Origin of the sequence: Mycobacterium paraterrae (assembly GCF_022430545.2) — a bacterium.
Taxonomy (GTDB): Bacteria; Actinomycetota; Actinomycetes; order Mycobacteriales; family Mycobacteriaceae; genus Mycobacterium; species Mycobacterium paraterrae.
In genome coordinates this window covers 3,859,373-3,876,204 of the sequence record NZ_CP092488.2, presented here as the reverse complement: position 1 = coordinate 3,876,204, position 16,832 = coordinate 3,859,373, and the positions used below count along the sequence as shown (strand labels likewise).

Sequence of the window (16,832 nt, the reverse complement as noted above, 5' to 3'; positions counted from 1 at the left end):
CCCGAATCCTTCACCGTACGAGCCGGCCCGACAATAGCAGAAAACATGAACACGTCTTCATGTGTGCTAGTCGGCTATGCTGAGCCGTCATGGGGCACGGAGTCGAAGGACGAGACCGGCCGGTCGCACGGCTCGATGCCGACGCGGCATCCCATGTCGCCACCACCCTGCAGGCCCTCGCGACGCCGAGCCGGCTCCTGATCTTGACCGAACTGCGGCAAGGCCCCCTGCCGGTGAACGAGCTCGCCGACACGATCGGGCTCGAGCAGTCCGCTGTCTCGCATCAGCTGCGGCTGCTGCGGAACCTCGGTCTGGTGGTGGGCACGCGCGCCGGCCGCAGCATCGTCTACAGCCTGTACGACAATCATGTCGCGCAACTGCTCGACGAGGCGATCTATCACAGCGAGCACCTGCGCATGGGATTGTCCGACCGTCCGAAATCGGCCGGCTGACCGGTTACAGCGGGGTGGTGTAGGCCGCGCTGATTCCCCCGTCGACCAGATAGCTCGCCGCAGTGATGAACGACGCATCGTCACTGGCCAAAAACGCGACCACGGCGGCGATCTCGTCGGCCTCGCCGAACCGGCCCATCGGGACGTGCACCATGCGTCGGGCGGCGCGGTCAGGATCCTTGGCGAAAAGCTCCTGCAGCAGCGGGGTATTCACCGGCCCGGGGCACAGCGCGTTGACCCGGATGCCCTGACGGGCGAATTGCACACCGAGCTCGCGCGACATCGCCAGCACCCCGCCCTTGGACGCGGTATAGGAGATTTGCGAGGTGGCCGAACCCATCACCGCGACGAACGAAGCGATGTTGACGATTGACCCACGTTCCGCGGGCACCATGTGGCGTAGCGCCGCCCGGCAGCACAGGTACACCGACTTCAGGTTCACATCTTGCACTCGCTGCCAGGCCGGCAATTCGGTGTTTTCGATCAGGTCGTCGTCCGGTGGTGAGATGCCGGCGTTGTTGACCGCGATATCCACCGCGCCGTGCTCGCGAGCGACCGTATCGAACAGCGCGTTGACGGATGCCTCGTCCGAAACGTCAACGGGCACAAATGAACCACTCAACTCGTCCGCCGCGGCGGTCCCGGTACGTTCGTCGATGTCGGCGACGACCACGGTGGCTCCCTCGGCGCGCAGCCGGCGCGCAGACGCCAACCCGATACCGCCGCCACCACCGGTCACCACGGCGGTCCGGCCCGCGAGCCGTTGCGTCAGATCAACAGTCATCCGTGCCGTTCCTCCTCACTGGCGCCGCTCAGGCGGTGCACTGTTCCGTCACCGGCACGCGTCATGGATGCCGCTCCTCCCCTTCGCGTAATCTCGCGCCGCCTCCACGATTGCCGAGAACAGTCGCAGGTCGTCCAAGCTTTCCTCGGGGTGCCACTGGACCGCGAGGACGAAGTCGTCACCGGGCAGTTCCAGAGCCTCGACCACACCGTCTGCGTCCCAGCCGCTGACGACCAGGCCCTCGCCGAGTTCCGCGATGGCCTGATGGTGATAGCACCGCGCATCCACGGATTCACCGACCAGCGACGCCAACCGGGTGCCGGCCACGGTGCGAACCGGCAGCGTGGAGAACACCGCGTTGCCGGCCCGGTGTCCGCTGTGCCCGATGACGTCGGGCAGGTGTTGGTGCAGGGTTCCGCCGAAGGCGACATTGAGTACTTGCGCGCCACGGCAAATGCCAAGCACGGGAAGCCTTCTCCCGAGAGCGGCGCCCAACAACGCGAACTCCCAGTCGTCGCGTTGCGGCGCGGGCTTGTCGTTGTTCGGATTCGGCTCTTGTCCGTAGCGTGCGGGGTCGATGTCGTTGCCGCCGGTGATCAGCAATCCGTCGAGGCCGTCGAGCACCCGCTCGGCGATGTCGGCGTCGACCGGCTGGGGCGGCAGCAGCACCGCCGCACCGCCGGCGTCGGTGACGCCCTTGAAGTACACCTCGGGCAGATAACCGGCCCGCACATCCCACACGCCCATCTGGGCACGGGCGAGATAGGTGGTCAGCCCGATCACCGGAGGTCTAAAAGCGCTCAAAGCCGCGCACCCTCTCCCAGTCGGTGACCGCCTTGTTGAACGCGGCCACCTCGACGCGGGCGTTGTGGACGTAGTGGTCGACCACCGGATCACCGAACGCCTGCCGGGCAACCGCCGACGCGTCGAACAGCGCCGCAGCTTCGGCCAGCGTACCCGGCAACCGCCCGGACTCGTCGTCCGTCACCGCGTCATAGGCGTTGCCCGTACACGGTTGCGGCAGCGGCACTTCCTGTTCGATACCGTGCAGTCCGCCAGCGATAAGCGCCGCGACAGCCAGGTACTGGTTCACGTCGCCGCCGGGCACCCGGCACTCCACCCGCAGGCTATCGCCGTGACCGACGACCCGCAGTGCGCAGGTCCGGTTGTCGAGTCCCCACGAGACCGCGGTGGGCGCGAAGCTGCGATCGGCGAAACGCTTGTAGGAGTTGATGTTCGGCGCATAGAGGAGAGTCAGCTCGCGAAGCGTGGCCAGTTGACCGGCCACGAAGCTCCGGAAGGTGGACGACATGCCGAGCGGGTCGCGGTCGTCGGCGCACACCGCGACCCCGTCCAGCGACCTCAACGACATGTGGACGTGACAGCTGTTGCCTTCGCGCTCATCGTATTTGGACATGAAGGTGAGCGACTTGCCGTGCTGGTCGGCGATCTCCTTCGCGCCGTTCTTGTAGATGCCGTGGTTGTCGCACGTGACGAGGGCCTCGTCGTAGCCGAACCCGAGTTCCTGCTGCCCGCGATTGCACTCCCCCTTGACCGCTTCCCACCGCAAACCCGCGCCCTGCATGTGCCGGCGAATGTCGCGCAGCAGCGGCTCGAGTCGGCTCGACGCCATCACCGCGTAGTCGAGGTTGTAGTCGCTGGCGGGAGTCAGATCTCGGTAACCGCTCGACCACGCCTGCCGGTAGGTGTCGTCGAACACCATGAACTCCAGCTCGGTGGCCGCATACGCGCGCAAGCCGTGCTCGCGCAACCGATCCAGCTGCCGGCACAGGACCCGTCGCGGCGCCGGCTCGATGAGCCGGCCATCGTGCCAGAGCAAATCAGCGAGCACCAGCGCTGTACCCGGCAGCCACGGAATGCGTCGCAGCGTGGTGAGATCCGGCTTCATCAGCATGTCGCCGTACCCGGTGTCCCAGCCGGCCATTTCGTAGCCCTTGACGGTATTCATGTCCACGTCGACGGCGAACAGGTAGTTGCAGCATTCGGCGCCCGCTGCGGCGACATGGTCGGTGAAGAAGGCCGCTGATACCCGCTTCCCCATGAGCCGGCCCTGCATATCGCTGAACGCCACGATCACCGTGTCGATCTCACCGGCAGCGATTTGCCGCTCGATCTCTTCGTGCGACAAGGTCACGGCGTGATGGTACTGGTCACCAAGTGCTGGTGCGCAGGACGATCTCGGCGGCTAGCTGCGCCGTCGACTCCTGCGCGTTGCGCCGTCCGAGCAACTCGACCACCCGGTAGTCGCCGTAGACGAACCGCTGGCTGGCCTGCGCAATCGAATGCGCCGCGGAACTGCTGACCAGAGCGGTCGTATTGATCTCGACGGGCGGGCATTCTTCGTCGCGTACGACGCCGGCGTGGTCGGCGACCCGCGGGTGACCCCGGTCGATCACCACCAAGCCGGTGAAACGGTCCAGCCGGGTCGCCGCCAGCTCCCACGCCAGTTCGGCTCCATCGCGGTCACCGACCAGTACGCCCCAGCTGACGTCGAGCACATCGAGGATGCCGACCACCGACTTGGGTGTCAGGCGGGGGTCGGGAGCGATGGCGATGGTGCGCAACGAGGCGGTGTGCAGTCGCTCGCAGACCGGGTCGTACGCCGGCAGCGCCCGCTGGGCGGCGCACAACAGCACCACGACGGAACCCTTCTCCGGACCGGTGTCACAGACCTGGATGGGGAACCCGTCGACGGTAGTCATCATCGCCGAAGGCACTCCCGCAAATTACAGTGAATTGCCCCGCGCGCGGACCGTTTTCGACCGGATCGGTAGCCGAGTGGCGAACCGAAACCCATCCGCAACATGCGACGCGCGACGCCGTCGTCGAAAGGCCTTGATTGGTGCAGTCATTGGCGGCGGTCACCGCAGAGCGGACACGATCGTCGGACGCTGCGGCGGGCCGTCGTCCAGCAGTTCGGTGATCGCTGCGACATCAAGATGCGCGTCCAACAAATCGGCCATCAGGTCTAACTGGGCATCGCGTCGCGCGACGACGTCGGTGTCGCCGGCAACCACGAACCCCTCGCGGCCCGCCGCGGCGGCGGCGTCGCTCAGCCACTGCCGCCGGAAGTCGTCGTTGTCGAACAAGCCGTGCCAGTGGGTTCCGAACACCTGACCACGCCGATAGCCTTCGGGCACCCCGTCGACATCGAACCAGGTCTCCTCGGTGCAGCGGTCCACCCGCCCGTGGTGAATCTCGTAGCCGTGCAAGCCGTCCTGTCGTCGGCGCAGCACCTTGTCCGGCGCGAACGCGATGTCGGCATCGAGCAGCCCCATCGCCTCGACCCGCCCGGAGCGACTCTCGACCGAGTCGTCGATCGAGCGGCACAGCATCTGAAATCCACCGCAGATGCCCAACACGGCGCGGCCGGAGGCGACATGAGCGCGAATTGCCTGGTCAAGACGCCGCGCGCGGAGCCAGGCCAGGTCAGCGACCGTGGCCTTAGTGCCCGGCAGCACGATCACGTCGGTCTCTGCCAGGTCGGCCGGCTCGCGCACCCACCGAACCAGGACGCCGGGTTCGCAGGCCAACGCCTCGACGTCGGTGGAGTTGGAGATCCGCGGCAACCGCAGCACCGCAACGCGCAGCCACTGCGACCCGCGAGGCGGTTGCGGCGTGCCGAGCACACGATGGGCCAGAACCGGAAGGGCGTCCTCGGTGTCGAGCCACAGGTCGTCGGTGTAAGGCAGAACGCCGTAGGTGGGACGGCCGCTGAGCTCGGCGAGTTGGCGCAGGCCGGGCTCGAGCAGTGTGACATCACCGCGGAATTTGTTGACGATGAAGCCGGCGATCAGCGCCTGGTCTTGCGCCTCGAGCACCGCCACCGTCCCGAACAAGTGCGCGAGCAGCCCCCCGCGGTCGATGTCGCCGACAACCAGCACTGGAAGATTCGCCGCACGGGCCAAACCCATGTTCACCAAGTCGGTTGCGCGCAGGTTGATTTCGGCCGGCGATCCGGCTCCCTCGCAGATCACTGCGTCGAAATCGGTTCTCAGCTTGGCCAATTCGTCCTGCACCACGGCGGACAACTCGTTGCGATGTGACCAATATCCGGCGGCGGTGGTACTCCCGGCCACCTGGCCCCTGACCACCAGTTGCGAGCTCATGTCGCCGCCCGGTTTCAGCAGGATCGGATTGAATCGCACACTGGGCGCCAAGCCCGCGGCACGCGCCTGCATCGCCTGAGCCCGGCCGATCTCGCCGCCCTCCACGGTGACCGCCGAGTTGTTCGACATGTTCTGTGCCTTGAACGGCGCAACCCGAATCCCTCTGCGCGCCAGTAGTCGGCACAACCCTGCGACCACCATCGATTTGCCCGCGTCGGATGTGGTGCCGGCGACCAGAAGCGCCCCGCTCACGTCACGGCAGGGTAAGAATTTCCGCGCCGGACTCGGTGACCAGCAAGGTGTGCTCGAATTGCGCGGTCCATTTGCGGTCGGTGGTGACCACCGTCCAGTCGTCGTCCCAGATCTCGTAGTCCAGCGACCCGAGGTTGATCATCGGCTCGATGGTGAACGTCATGCCCGGCTCGAGGATGGTGGTCACCGCCGGCTGGTCGTAATGCAGCACCACGAGCCCGTTGTGAAAGGTGGTGCCGATGCCATGGCCGGTGAAGTCACGAACGACGTTGTAGCCGAACCGGTTTGCATACGACTCGATCACCCGGCCGACGACCGACAGCGCGCGGCCAGGTTTGACCGCCTTGATCGCCCGCATCGTGGCCTCGTGGGTGCGCTCGACGAGCAGCCGGTGCTCCTCGGAGACGTTACCGGCAAGGAAGGTGGCGTTGGTGTCGCCGTGTACGCCGTCGATGTAGGCGGTGACGTCGATGTTGACGATATCGCCGTCTTCGATCACTGTGGAGTCCGGAATGCCGTGGCAGATGACCTCATTGAGCGACGTGCAGCAAGATTTGGGATAGCCCTTATAGCCCAGTGTCGAGGGGTAGGCGCCGTGGTCGATCATGTACTCGTGGGCGATGCGGTCCAATGCGTCAGTGGTGACGCCGGGCGCGACGGCCTTGCCGGCTTCCGCGAGCGCCTGGGCGGCGATCCGCCCGGCGACCCGCATCTTCTCGATCACCTCCGGCGTCTGGACCCACGGCTCGGTGCCCTCCTTAGCGGTCGGTTTGCCGACGTATTCCGGGCGCGCGATTGTTTTGGGCACGGGGAGCGTCGGCGACACCACGCCGGCGGACAAGGCGGAGCGGACAGGCATGTTGTCAGGGTATCCGCATCTGGCCGGGTCAGGCGCGGCCCCGCCGGCGCACCAGCGACCGGCGTGGTCCTTTGACCTTGACCGAGCCACACACCACGCGTCCGGTGAGCACCACGTGCGGAGTGCCTTCGGCCGGCGCCCCCTTGCGCCGGTCACTGGCACTGCCGCCGTACACCTCGACGTCGTCGATCGAGGCGCTAGCGCCGTCGGGCAATCGAATCTCCACCGATCCGAACCTCATGTCGAGTTCGATCACCACCACGGGTCCCGCGAATCTGGCGTTGACCAGATCCAGCTCCACCGAACCCATCCGCCGCACCAGCGCCAACCGGGTCGGGACGGTCCATTCGCCGTGACGCTTGAGCGACCCGGCCCAGCCGCGCAACTCGACCCGGTCGGCGGCGGAGGTGACGATCGCCCCTGGCCCGGGCAGGTCTAGGACCAGGCTGTCGAGCTCATTGCGGGTTCGTGCATACGACACGTGAGTCGACCGTTCCTCGAACTCGCTGATGTCAATCAGCCCGAGGGCGACCGCGTTGTGCAGGCGACGCAGCGTGCCGTTGCGATCGGCATCGGAGACGCGCAGCTCGGACAGTTCTTCGGGACGAGTCATGGCTTTATCAATCTACCGCCGCCGTCCGGCCAGCATCCAGGCTGACTGGACGACGACCCTGCGCAGACGCCGATTTGATACCGACAGTACGAAAAGGGAGCTTTATGGGAACCCGTTCTGAGCCTCATTTGCGTGTCGGCATTCCTGATTAATGCGTATTGTTTCAACCTTGTTGAATAAATCGACGCCGGTGATCGAAGTGTCAAAACAATTGTTGGTACCTCTCAGGCGATAAGTTCAAACATTTGGATCAGATATCTGATTTATTGGATGCTATCTCAAATAGTGGGACAGCGGCACAAGCGACTCGATCCGTTGGAAACCGGCCTCCCCGTACAGGTTGGCATCTGAACAACGCGCTGATCTGCGGATATATCCTACGATTTGGCGTTCGACATTCTGGCGATACTTCCGCAGGGCCGTCTGTTTTCGACGCTCCGATGCTCCGAACTCCTCGAACTGCGGGTAAGAGAACGCTTAACGCGAAGACATGTTCGGCTGAGTTTTCACCTGAAAATTCGCTTAACAAAGCTTCGATAGTTGTTATAAGCTTCGTTTCGTCGGACGGCTCGTCCGCCATGAGGGGGAGAAAGACTCATGTGCGAGCCATCGGCTGTGGGGCGGCAACCCCACAATCCACAAGGACAGACACCTAGATTGGAGGCTCGCACATGAGTCGCAAGCAGTTTAACGGACGGGGCCCTCGCGCCGCGTTCACTTTCACCACCGCGGTAGGGGGTGCAATTGCGACGGCGGCCCTCGGTATGGGCGCCGCGAACGCCGCACCGTTCGTCGACCCCTACGGCCCGAATGACGCCTACGCGGAATTGTTCGGCGCAGCGGGCACTCAAGGCGCAGACAACCACCTGCTGGACGTGAATGCGGCGCTCGCCAACCCGGCCGAATACCAGATCTTCGTCAACGACGTTCACGCATTCGAAGAAGCGCCGTTCGAGCACGGGATTTCGAACCTGATCAACGCGATCGACCCCAGCGCCTTCTACGAGCAGACGACGGCCGGTGTCACTGGCACCATCGCTGAAAGCGGCGGCGCCTACCTGGTTCCCGACGACGCGCTGGGATACCTCGCCACGGGCCTGGACTATGGTCTGCTGACCCCGACAGGCTTGAACTACGTGCTCACCCCGCTAATCGACATTCTGCTAGGTGAGCCACCGGCGGGTGCCGCGGCAGCAGCCGTCGACACCCCGTACGTCGACACCTACGCTCCGGGCGACGCCTACACCACGTTGTTCGGCGCTGAAGGTGCTCAGGGGGCGGCGAACCACCTGTTCGACGTCAACGCCGCACTGGCCAACCCCGAGCAGTACCAGATCTTCTACAACGACGTCGTGGCCTTCGAAGAAGCGCCGTTCGAGCACGGGTTGACGAACCTGATCAACGCCATTGACCCCAGCGCCTTCTACGAGCAGGTGTCAACCGGCATCACCGGCACCATCGCTGACAGCGGCGGCGCCTACCTGGTTCCGGATGACTTCCTGGGCTACCTGGCCACCGGCCTGGACTACGGCCTGCTCACCCCGACGGGCCTGAACTTCGTTCTGACCCCGTTGATCGACATTCTGTTGGGTGAGGCTCCGGCGTCAGTCGCGTCGGCCATCTGATCCATGTGATTCCACCTCGATGAGGGGTGGTGGTCTGGATCGGTGGGGAAGGGGGGTCTTCCCCACCGGTCCAGACGCCAGACGTCGAGCCAGCATCGGATTAACCCAGAGCCCCTGGAGTCTGCGAGCTCGGCGAAACAAAACCCTGTCGCCCGGTCGCCCCTCGCGGCCGGGCGACAGCTTTGTCTAAGCCATTGCGGCCGAGACAGATTCAGGCCAGATAGTCGCCGGGCATCGACTCGAACATGAACTTGGTCATCCGAACGGCATACTCCGAACTGCCGCCGCCCACAATCAACGACGCGAAGGCCAGATCACCGCGGTACCCCGCGAACCAGGAGTGCGATCCGCCGGGAAACTCGGCCTCACCGGTCTTGCCGTAGACCTCGCCGCAGCCGGCGATCTCCTTCGCGGTGCCATTGGTCACCACCAGCCGCATCATCGGACGCAGCCCCTCAACCATCTTCTCGGTGATCGGCGTGCTGTCACCGGTGATCGTCGTCGGGCGTCCCTCAATGAGCTTGGGCACCGGGGTCTTTCCGGCGGCCACCGTCGCCGCGACCATCGCCATGCCGAACGGCGAGGCCAACACTTTGCCCTGACCGAAACCGTCCTCGGTGCGCTCGGCCATGTCGACGGTCGGCGGCACCGAGCCGGTCACCGTGCTGATGCCGTCGATCTGGTAATCCAGGCCTATCCCGTATTGGTTGGCAGCCTGACTCAGCCCGCGCGGCGGCATCTGGCTGGCCAATTGCGCGAAGGTGGTGTTGCAGGAACTGGCGAATGCGCGCGACATCGGCACCACGCCCAGATCGAATCCGCCGTAGTTGGGGACCACCCGCTGCCCGATGTCGAGATGACCCGGGCAGCCCAAAAGCGTGTTGGGGCTTGCCATGTCACGCTCGAGCGCCGCGCCCGCGGTGACCATCTTGAACGTCGACCCCGGCGGGTAGAGCCCGGTGGTGGCAAGCGGACCGATTGCGTCGGCCGCGGAATTCTGTGCGACAGCGAGGATCTCCCCCGTAGACGGCTTGATCACCACGATCATCGCCTGCCGGCTCTGATTGTCCACCGCCCGCTGAGCGGCGTTCTGCACGGCGCGGTCCAGGCTGATCGATACCGACGGGGCCGGTGCGGGCGGAACCTCGTGCAGCACAGCCAAATCGACGTTGTTCTGGTTGATGCTGACGACCCGCCAGCCCGCCTCACCGTCGAGTTGCTCGATCACCGACTTCTTCACCTGGTTGATCAGGGCCGGCGCGAAGTGGTAGTCGGTCGGCAGTAGCTCGGCCTGCGGTGTGATCACGACGCCGGGCAGGCTGTTCAGCGCTGGGGCGATGCGGTTGTTGTCGTCGGTGCGCAGCGTGATCAGGTCGACTGGCTTGCCGGTGCCGCTCGCCTGCTCGGCCAGGCGCTGCGGGTCGTTGAGCGTGTCGTCGAGGGGGTGCAGCGCGTCGACCACCGATCGGGCGGTGCTGATCAGGAACGCGCCGGCCTTCGATGCGTCCAGCGTGTAGTGGTAGAGGTAGCCGGGTGCCAGAACGTCGGTACCGCCGACCTCGTTGACCGAGGCCCGTTTGGGCGGGTCGGCCCGCAGGGCGAGCGTCTGATGCTCACCGAGGCGCGGATGAAGGTCGGTGCTGCTCCAGCGCACCTGCCAATGACCTTCGTAGCGGGCCATTTTCAGCTGGCCGTCGTAGGCCCACATCCGATTCTTCGGCAGATGCCAGGTGTAGCGATAGCTGACCGAACCGGTGTCCTCGGCATACTTCGATCCAGTGATCTGGGTGTCCAGATGGCTCGCCTGCAGGCCGGCCCACGCGGCATTGAGCGCCTCACGCGCGTCACTGGGGTTGTCGCTGAGGTCGGCCGCCGCCCCGGTGTCACCGGTGGCCAGCGCGGTGAAGAACTTCTGGGCCGCCGGTGCAGGCCCTTCCTGTTTCGGCGTGCAGGCCGACATCGCGGACGTGATCAACACCGCCACACCGACTGTGGCAGCTGATGCGAATGTGAATTTTGTTGCCATTGTGGCTGATGTTAGAAAGACGCAGCCTCGATGCGGCGGAGGCGCACCGAGACAAACTCGTTATCGAGCCGAGTGTGAGTCGGAGGCGACGAGTGTGCGCACTGCGCGGCCGTCAGCGGCCTGTCGTCGCCAACGATTCACACTCGGTAGACGCGGGCCGAATTAGTCGAGCAGAATCGTGGCGAAGGTGCCGACCTCGGTGAAGCCGATGCGGTCGTACGTCGCCCGCGCGACTGTGTTGAAGTTGTTGACGTACAAGCTGGCCGTGCGCCCGGTGCCGACGATAACCGCCGACAGCGTCGCTGTTCCCGCGGTCCCGAGTCCACGACCACGCCACTCCGGATGCACCCAAACCCCTTGGATCTGGCTGACCGTCGGCGATTGCGACCCGACCTCGGCCTTGAAGACCACCTCGCCGTTTTCGAAGCGGGCCCATGCCCGGCCGGCCGCGATCAGGCTGGCCACCCGTCTGCGGTAGCCACGGCCACCGTCACCGAGCCGCGGGTCGACGCCGACCTCGCCGATGAACATGTCGATCGCCGCGACCAGGTAGCTGTCCAGTTCGTCCGGCTTGACCTGCCGCACACCGGGGTCGATCGCACAGGTCGGCATCGTGGTCAGGGACATCAACGGCTGATTGTCACGCACATCGCGGGCCGGACCCCAGGCCGGCTCGAGCCGGTGCCACATCGGCATCACCAACTCAGCCCTCCCGACCAGCGACGAGCAGCGCCGCGATCCGGTCAGCGCCGCGTCGGCGAAGGCGTAGAGGTCGGTGAGCTCGCCGCGCAGCGGAATGAGATTGGCGCCGGCGTAGCACAGCGACTCGTCGGGACCGCGACGCGTCCACAGCTCCCCACCGATCGAGTTGGGATCCATGCCGTAATCGGCCACCCTGGCGGCGACCATGCAGGAGCCGACCGGGTCGGCGTCGAAAACCCGGCGCACCGCGGCGCCGTCGCGCACAACTGACACCCGTCGCTCGCTGACGCGGCGGATGGGTGGAGCCGACATGCTGACTCTTTCTGCGACGGATCGAGGCCGGATAAGGCCACCGTCAGCTTACGGTTACAACTGGCGAACCGCTTGCCGTTGATCCTTCAGCTCCCGATTCGTTGGCCAATCGCATTGCCTCTTCGATCAATGTCTCGACGATCTGCGCCTCGGGCACCGTCTTGATCACTTCGCCACGGACGAAGATCTGGCCCTTGCCGTTGCCCGACGCGACACCGAGGTCGGCCTCGCGCGCCTCCCCCGGCCCATTGACGACGCAACCCATCACGGCCACGCGCAGCGGGACGTCGAGCCCGTCGAGGCCGGCGGTGACTTCGTTGGCCAGGCTGTAGACGTCGACCTGCGCGCGCCCGCACGACGGACACGACACGATCTCGAGCCCGCGGGGCCGCAGGTTCAGCGACTCCAGGATCTGGGTGCCGACCTTGACTTCTTCGACCGGCGGCGCCGACAGCGACACCCGGATGGTGTCGCCGATCCCCCGCGACAACAGCGCACCGAACGCGACGGCCGACTTGATGGTGCCCTGAAACGCCGGGCCGGCCTCGGTGACGCCCAGGTGCAACGGGTAGTCGCATTGTGCGGCGAGCTGCTCATAGGCCGCGACCATCACCACCGGGTCGTTGTGCTTGACGCTGATCTTGATGTTGCCGAAGCCGTGCTCTTCGAACAGCGATGCTTCCCACAGGGCGGACTCGACGAGCGCCTCGGGAGTCGCCTTGCCGTACTTCTCCATGAACCGCTTGTCCAGCGATCCGGCGTTGACGCCGATACGGATCGGAATGCCCGCTGCACCGGCGGCTTTCGCGACTTCGCCCACGCGGCCGTCGAATTCCTTGATGTTGCCGGGGTTTACCCGGACGGCGGCGCACCCGGCGTCGATTGCAGCGAAGATGTACTTCGGTTGGAAGTGGATGTCCGCGATGACCGGTATCTGACTCTTCTTGGCGATCGCGGCGAGAGCGTCGGCGTCTTCTTGACGGGGGCAAGCGACCCGGACGATGTCGCAACCGGCGGCGGTCAGTTCGGCGATCTGCTGAAGGGTCGAGTTGACGTCGTGGGTCTTGGTGGTGCACATCGACTGCACCGAAATGGGGTGGTCACTTCCCACGCCGACATCCCGGACCATCAGTTGTCGCGTCTTGCGCCGCGGCGCCAATGTGGGCGCCGGGGCGGCTGGCATACCCAGACCTGTGGTCACTATCTCTCCTATTGGAAAAGCCTGATTGGGTTGACCACGTCTGCGGTCACCGTCAACAGCATGTAGCCGACCACCAGAACCAGGACTACGTAAGTTGCCGGCATCAGTTTGAGGTAGTTCACCGGTGCCGCCGCGACTTTGCCGCGGGCCGACCTTACGAGGTTGCGCAACTTCTCATACAGCGCGATCGCGATGTGGCCGCCGTCGAAGGGCAGTAACGGCAACAGGTTGATGACGCCCAGAATGAAGTTCAACTGAGCCAAAAACAACCAGAAGGCCATCCAGACACCGTGATTGACGGTGTCTCCACCGATGATGCTTGCCCCGACGACACTGATCGGAGTGTCGAGGGAACGCTCGCCACCGCCGATGGCGTGGACAAGCGCGCCGATCTTGGTGGGGATGGCGACCAGCGACTTGCCCAGCAGCACAGTCAGATTGCCGGTGAAGCTCAGCGTGCCGGGTACCGCGCTGACCAGGTTGTAGTGGGTGGGCCCAGGCTGGGTGCCCACTACCCCCATCACGCCGATCGTGGCAGGCTTCGCACCGCCGCCTTTGCCGGTGGTTACCCAGCGCTGCTTCTGCTGAATGTCGACGTACTTGGTCATGGTCTGACCGTCGCGCTTGATGACGACGGGAACGGTGCCGCGCAGTTTCTGCACCACTCCGGCCATGTCGGAGAAATCGGACACCGGGGTGCCGTTGACCTTGAGCACCACGTCGCCGGCGCGAATCCCGGCGGCAGCCGCCGGACCGTCGCCGGCGCACTTCTCGAAGTCGCCCTGCTTGAGCTCGCTTGCCGCGCAGGCAGTTTGGCCGATGACCGCCGTGGGGTGCAGGTTGGGCAGGCCCCACGTCACCGCGATGGCGTAGATCAGTACCAGGCCGATGACGAAGTTCATGCCCGGTCCGGCGAACAACACCGCGACGCGCTTCCAGGTCTTCTGCCTGTACATGGCGCGGTCGTGCTCGTCAGGCTGTAATTCCTCGACCGACGTCATGCCGGCGATGTCGCAAAAGCCCCCGGCCGGGATCGCCTTGAGGCCGTATTCGGTCTCGCCGCGGCGGGTCGACCACAGGGTCGGACCGAAGCCCACGAAGTAACGGCGGACCTTCATCCCGGTGCCCAGGGCGACCCACATGTGGCCGCATTCGTGCAGCGCCACGGATATCAGGATGGCCAGTGCAAACAGCACGATGCCGATTACGAACATCATCGAACCGGTGAAACCTCCTGTGTGATCGCACTACGCGCGCGCTCGCGGGCCCAGCGCTGCGCGTCGAGTACGTCTTCCACGGTAGCGGGTTCTGCGGCCCACTGGTCGGCGGCGCTCAGGACATCGGCGATTGTCTGCACGATGGCCGGGAAACCGATTCGGCCGGCCAGGAAGGCCTCGGCCGCTTCTTCGTTCGCGGCGTTGTAGACGGCGGTCATGCAGCCGCCCGTTTCGCCGGCCTGCCGGGCCAGCGCGACGGCCGGGAACACCGCGTCATCCAACGGCTCGAACTCCCAGGTTGACACCGTCGAGAAGTCGCAGGCCGCGGCGGCCGCCGGCACCCGGTCCGGCCAGCCCAGAGCCAGCGCGATCGGCAGTTTCATGTCTGGCGGGCTGGCTTGGGCGAGCGTCGACCCGTCGGTGAACGTCACCATGGAGTGCACGATCGACTGCGGGTGCACGACGACGTCGATGCGGCTGTACGGAATGCCGAACAGCAGGTGGGCTTCGATGAGCTCGAGCCCCTTGTTGACCAGCGACGCCGAGTTCAATGTGTTCATCGGCCCCATCGACCAGGTCGGATGCGCGCCGGCCTGTTCGGGGGTGACGCCTTCGAGCTGGGCGGCCGACCAGCCGCGGAATGGTCCGCCGGACGCGGTGAGCACCAGTTTGGCGACCTCGTCGGCGCTGCCGCCGCGCAGGCACTGCGCCAACGCGGAATGCTCGGAGTCGACCGGCACGATCTGGCCGGGTTGCGCTGCCGCCAGCACCAGCGGGCCGCCGGCGATCAGCGACTCCTTGTTGGCCAGCGCCAGACGGGCGCCGGAAGCCAGCGCGGTAAGGGTGGGTTGTAGGCCGAGCGCACCGACCAGCGCGTTGAGCACGACGTCAGCCTCGGTGTTCTCGATAAGCCGGGTCGCGGCGTCGCTTCCCCGGTAGGTGACGTCACCGATTGCCTGCGCCGCGGCCTCGTCGGCGACGGCGAGGTTGCTCACCCCCGTCTCGGCGCGCTGCCGGGCCAGCAACTCCGGATGCCCGCCCCCGGCCGCCAGGCCGACCAGTTCGAAGCGGTCCGGGTTGGCGGCGATCACCTCGAGCGCTTGGGTGCCGATGGAACCGGTGCTGCCCAACACCAGGATCTTAAGCCGGCCGCTGCCGCCGAGCCCGCGGCCAGGCGCAGTTTCGGCGCCGTCACCGTGCAAAGTCACCCGTTCATTGTGCCGCGCTGCCGGTGCGACCGACGAACTTGCATATGCCAGAATGTGCAAGCATCCCGATCCCTACCCGAGGAGTGTGTCGTGGCCGGTACCGAGGTGGAACGCACGGGCGGTTACGTCAACGGCGTCGACGTCGCCGAGGTGCCGTCCGCTGCCTGGGGCTGGAGCAAGATCAGCCACCGCAGTTGGCACGTCTATGGCATCTTACTGATCGGCCTGCTGGTCGCATTCCTGCGCGGGAACCACGTCGGCCACGTCGAGGACATCTGGGTCATCGGCTTTGCGCTACTGGGCCTGTTCTTCCTGGTACGCGACTGGTGGGGCCGCCGGCGCGGCTGGCTCAGGTAGGCAGTTCCGCGGCCAACTGGCCGCACGCGGCGGAAATCTCACGCCCGCGGGTATCGCGCACCGTGCAGGCCACCCCGGCCGCCCGCACTCGCCGAACAAACTCCCGCTCCACGGGTTTCGGGCTGGCATCCCATTCGCTGCCCGGAGTCGGGTTGAGCGGGATCAGATTGACATGCACCAACGGACCCAATGCCCGATGCAGTCGCTTGCCCAGGAGATCCGCGCGCCACGGCTGGTCGTTGACATCGCGGATCAGCGCGTACTCCACCGACACCCGCCGGCCGGTCTGGTCGGCGTAGTAGCGAGCGGCATCCAACGCCTCGCTGACCTTCCACCGGTTGTTGACCGGCACCAAAGTGTCGCGCAGCTCGTCGTCGGGTGCGTGCAGCGACAGCGCCAGCGTCACCCCCAGCCGCTCGTCGGCAAGTCTGCGGATCGCCGGAGCCAGGCCGACCGTCGACACCGTGACCGACCGGGCCGAGATGCCGAAGCCGATCGGTGGCGGACCGGTGATGCGACGAACCGCGGCCAGCACCCTGGTGTAGTTGGCCAGCGGCTCCCCCATTCCCATGAACACGATGTTGGAGAGCCGGTCGCTCCACTCGTCGCGCAACGTGGCGGCCGCGGAGCGCACCTGCTCGACGATCTCGGCGGTCGACAGGTTGCGGGTTAGACCGCCTTGGCCGGTCGCACAGAACGGGCAGGCCATGCCGCAGCCGGCCTGCGAGGAGATGCAGACGGTGTTGCGCTTGGGATACCGCATCAGCACCGACTCGAAGGTGGTGCCGTCGACCGCCCGCCACAGTGTCTTGCGGGTCTCTCCGGCGTCGGTGGTGACCTCCCGGGCAGAAGTCAGCAGCGTCGGGAACAACGCCTCCGCCACCTGGCCACGGACCGCAGCCGGCAGGTCGGTCATCTGCTGCGGGTCGGCGATGAGGCGGCCGTAATACTGGTTTGCCAACTGCTTGGCCCGAAACGCCGGCAGACCCAACTCGGTGACGGCGGCGGCGCAACCGGCATCGTCGAGGTCGGCCAGGTGGCGCGGTGGCAGCGCGCGGCGCGGCGCGTCGAAAATCAGCTCGTGCTTCACGGAA

Annotated in this window: 16 protein-coding genes; 3 read left to right on the top strand and 13 right to left on the bottom strand. The window is 65.8% G+C overall.

What is annotated here, in order from left to right; translation table 11 throughout:
* Nucleotides 1-89: 89 nt before the first annotated feature.
* Entirely contained in the window at nucleotides 90-452 is a 363-nt protein-coding gene (locus tag MKK62_RS18760) for an ArsR/SmtB family transcription factor (RefSeq protein ID WP_240258422.1), read from the top strand.
* A gap of 4 nt (nucleotides 453-456) precedes the next feature.
* Here MKK62_RS18760 and MKK62_RS18755 read toward each other — a convergent pair whose 3' ends face one another.
* From MKK62_RS18755 to MKK62_RS18725, 7 genes are all read right to left on the bottom strand, one after another.
* Nucleotides 457-1,236 carry a 3-oxoacyl-ACP reductase gene (locus MKK62_RS18755; RefSeq protein ID WP_240258423.1) on the bottom strand — a complete coding sequence of 260 codons (780 nt, stop codon included), beginning with the start codon at nucleotides 1,234-1,236 and terminating at the stop codon, nucleotides 457-459.
* A gap of 48 nt (nucleotides 1,237-1,284) precedes the next feature.
* Nucleotides 1,285-2,019: a gamma-glutamyl-gamma-aminobutyrate hydrolase family protein gene (locus tag MKK62_RS18750; RefSeq protein WP_240264061.1), complete on the bottom strand. Its 735-nt coding sequence runs from the start codon at nucleotides 2,017-2,019 to the stop codon at nucleotides 1,285-1,287.
* A 7-nt stretch (nucleotides 2,020-2,026) separates the two neighbouring features.
* The gene (locus MKK62_RS18745; RefSeq protein WP_240258424.1) at nucleotides 2,027-3,391 is read right to left on the bottom strand and encodes a glutamine synthetase family protein; all 1,365 of its coding nucleotides are present in this window, start codon (nucleotides 3,389-3,391) and stop codon (nucleotides 2,027-2,029) included.
* Nucleotides 3,392-3,407: 16 nt separating this feature from the next.
* The gene (locus MKK62_RS18740; RefSeq protein ID WP_434085101.1) at nucleotides 3,408-3,959 is read right to left on the bottom strand and encodes an alpha/beta hydrolase; all 552 of its coding nucleotides are present in this window, start codon (nucleotides 3,957-3,959) and stop codon (nucleotides 3,408-3,410) included.
* A 159-nt stretch (nucleotides 3,960-4,118) separates the two neighbouring features.
* The gene (locus tag MKK62_RS18735) at nucleotides 4,119-5,567 is read right to left on the bottom strand and encodes a cobyric acid synthase (RefSeq protein ID WP_240264062.1); all 1,449 of its coding nucleotides are present in this window, start codon (nucleotides 5,565-5,567) and stop codon (nucleotides 4,119-4,121) included.
* Between the two features lie 52 nt (nucleotides 5,568-5,619).
* The gene (map, locus tag MKK62_RS18730) at nucleotides 5,620-6,477 is read right to left on the bottom strand and encodes a type I methionyl aminopeptidase (protein ID WP_240258426.1); all 858 of its coding nucleotides are present in this window, start codon (nucleotides 6,475-6,477) and stop codon (nucleotides 5,620-5,622) included.
* A 28-nt stretch (nucleotides 6,478-6,505) separates the two neighbouring features.
* Nucleotides 6,506-7,090 carry a DUF1707 SHOCT-like domain-containing protein gene (locus tag MKK62_RS18725; protein ID WP_240258427.1) on the bottom strand — a complete coding sequence of 195 codons (585 nt, stop codon included), beginning with the start codon at nucleotides 7,088-7,090 and terminating at the stop codon, nucleotides 6,506-6,508.
* 671 nt (nucleotides 7,091-7,761) lie between these two features.
* On the opposite strand from MKK62_RS18725, the gene MKK62_RS18720 reads away from it, so the two are divergent.
* Complete coding sequence (locus MKK62_RS18720) at nucleotides 7,762-8,715, top strand: hypothetical protein (RefSeq protein ID WP_240258428.1); 954 nt, start codon at nucleotides 7,762-7,764, stop codon at nucleotides 8,713-8,715.
* Nucleotides 8,716-8,926: 211 nt separating this feature from the next.
* On the opposite strand, the gene MKK62_RS18715 is transcribed toward MKK62_RS18720, so the two are convergent.
* The 5 genes from MKK62_RS18715 to dxr all read right to left on the bottom strand — a co-directional run bounded on the left by MKK62_RS18715 (nucleotide 8,927) and on the right by dxr (nucleotide 15,375).
* Nucleotides 8,927-10,741, bottom strand: a complete 1,815-nt coding sequence (locus MKK62_RS18715) for a penicillin-binding transpeptidase domain-containing protein (protein ID WP_240258429.1) — start codon at nucleotides 10,739-10,741, stop codon at nucleotides 8,927-8,929.
* 162 nt (nucleotides 10,742-10,903) lie between these two features.
* Entirely contained in the window at nucleotides 10,904-11,755 is an 852-nt protein-coding gene (locus MKK62_RS18710; protein WP_240258430.1) for a GNAT family N-acetyltransferase, read from the bottom strand.
* A 43-nt stretch (nucleotides 11,756-11,798) separates the two neighbouring features.
* Nucleotides 11,799-12,956 (bottom strand): flavodoxin-dependent (E)-4-hydroxy-3-methylbut-2-enyl-diphosphate synthase, encoded by a 1,158-nt coding sequence (gene ispG / locus MKK62_RS18705; RefSeq protein ID WP_240258431.1) that lies wholly within the window; start codon nucleotides 12,954-12,956, stop codon nucleotides 11,799-11,801.
* 8 nt (nucleotides 12,957-12,964) lie between these two features.
* Nucleotides 12,965-14,173 carry a M50 family metallopeptidase gene (locus tag MKK62_RS18700; protein ID WP_240258432.1) on the bottom strand — a complete coding sequence of 403 codons (1,209 nt, stop codon included), beginning with the start codon at nucleotides 14,171-14,173 and terminating at the stop codon, nucleotides 12,965-12,967.
* A complete protein-coding gene (gene dxr, locus MKK62_RS18695; protein WP_240264063.1) occupies nucleotides 14,170-15,375 on the bottom strand; it encodes a 1-deoxy-D-xylulose-5-phosphate reductoisomerase in 1,206 nt (401 codons plus the stop codon). The genes MKK62_RS18700 and dxr overlap by 4 nt, the downstream gene beginning before the upstream one ends.
* Before the next feature lie 96 nt (nucleotides 15,376-15,471).
* Between dxr and MKK62_RS18690 the strand changes: the two genes are divergently transcribed.
* Nucleotides 15,472-15,738: a DUF2631 domain-containing protein gene (locus MKK62_RS18690; protein ID WP_240258433.1), complete on the top strand. Its 267-nt coding sequence runs from the start codon at nucleotides 15,472-15,474 to the stop codon at nucleotides 15,736-15,738.
* Here MKK62_RS18690 and rlmN read toward each other — a convergent pair.
* The gene (rlmN, locus tag MKK62_RS18685) at nucleotides 15,731-16,828 is read right to left on the bottom strand and encodes a dual-specificity RNA methyltransferase RlmN (protein ID WP_240258434.1); all 1,098 of its coding nucleotides are present in this window, start codon (nucleotides 16,826-16,828) and stop codon (nucleotides 15,731-15,733) included. The genes MKK62_RS18690 and rlmN overlap by 8 nt on opposite strands.
* Between the last annotated feature and the right edge of the window lie 4 nt (nucleotides 16,829-16,832).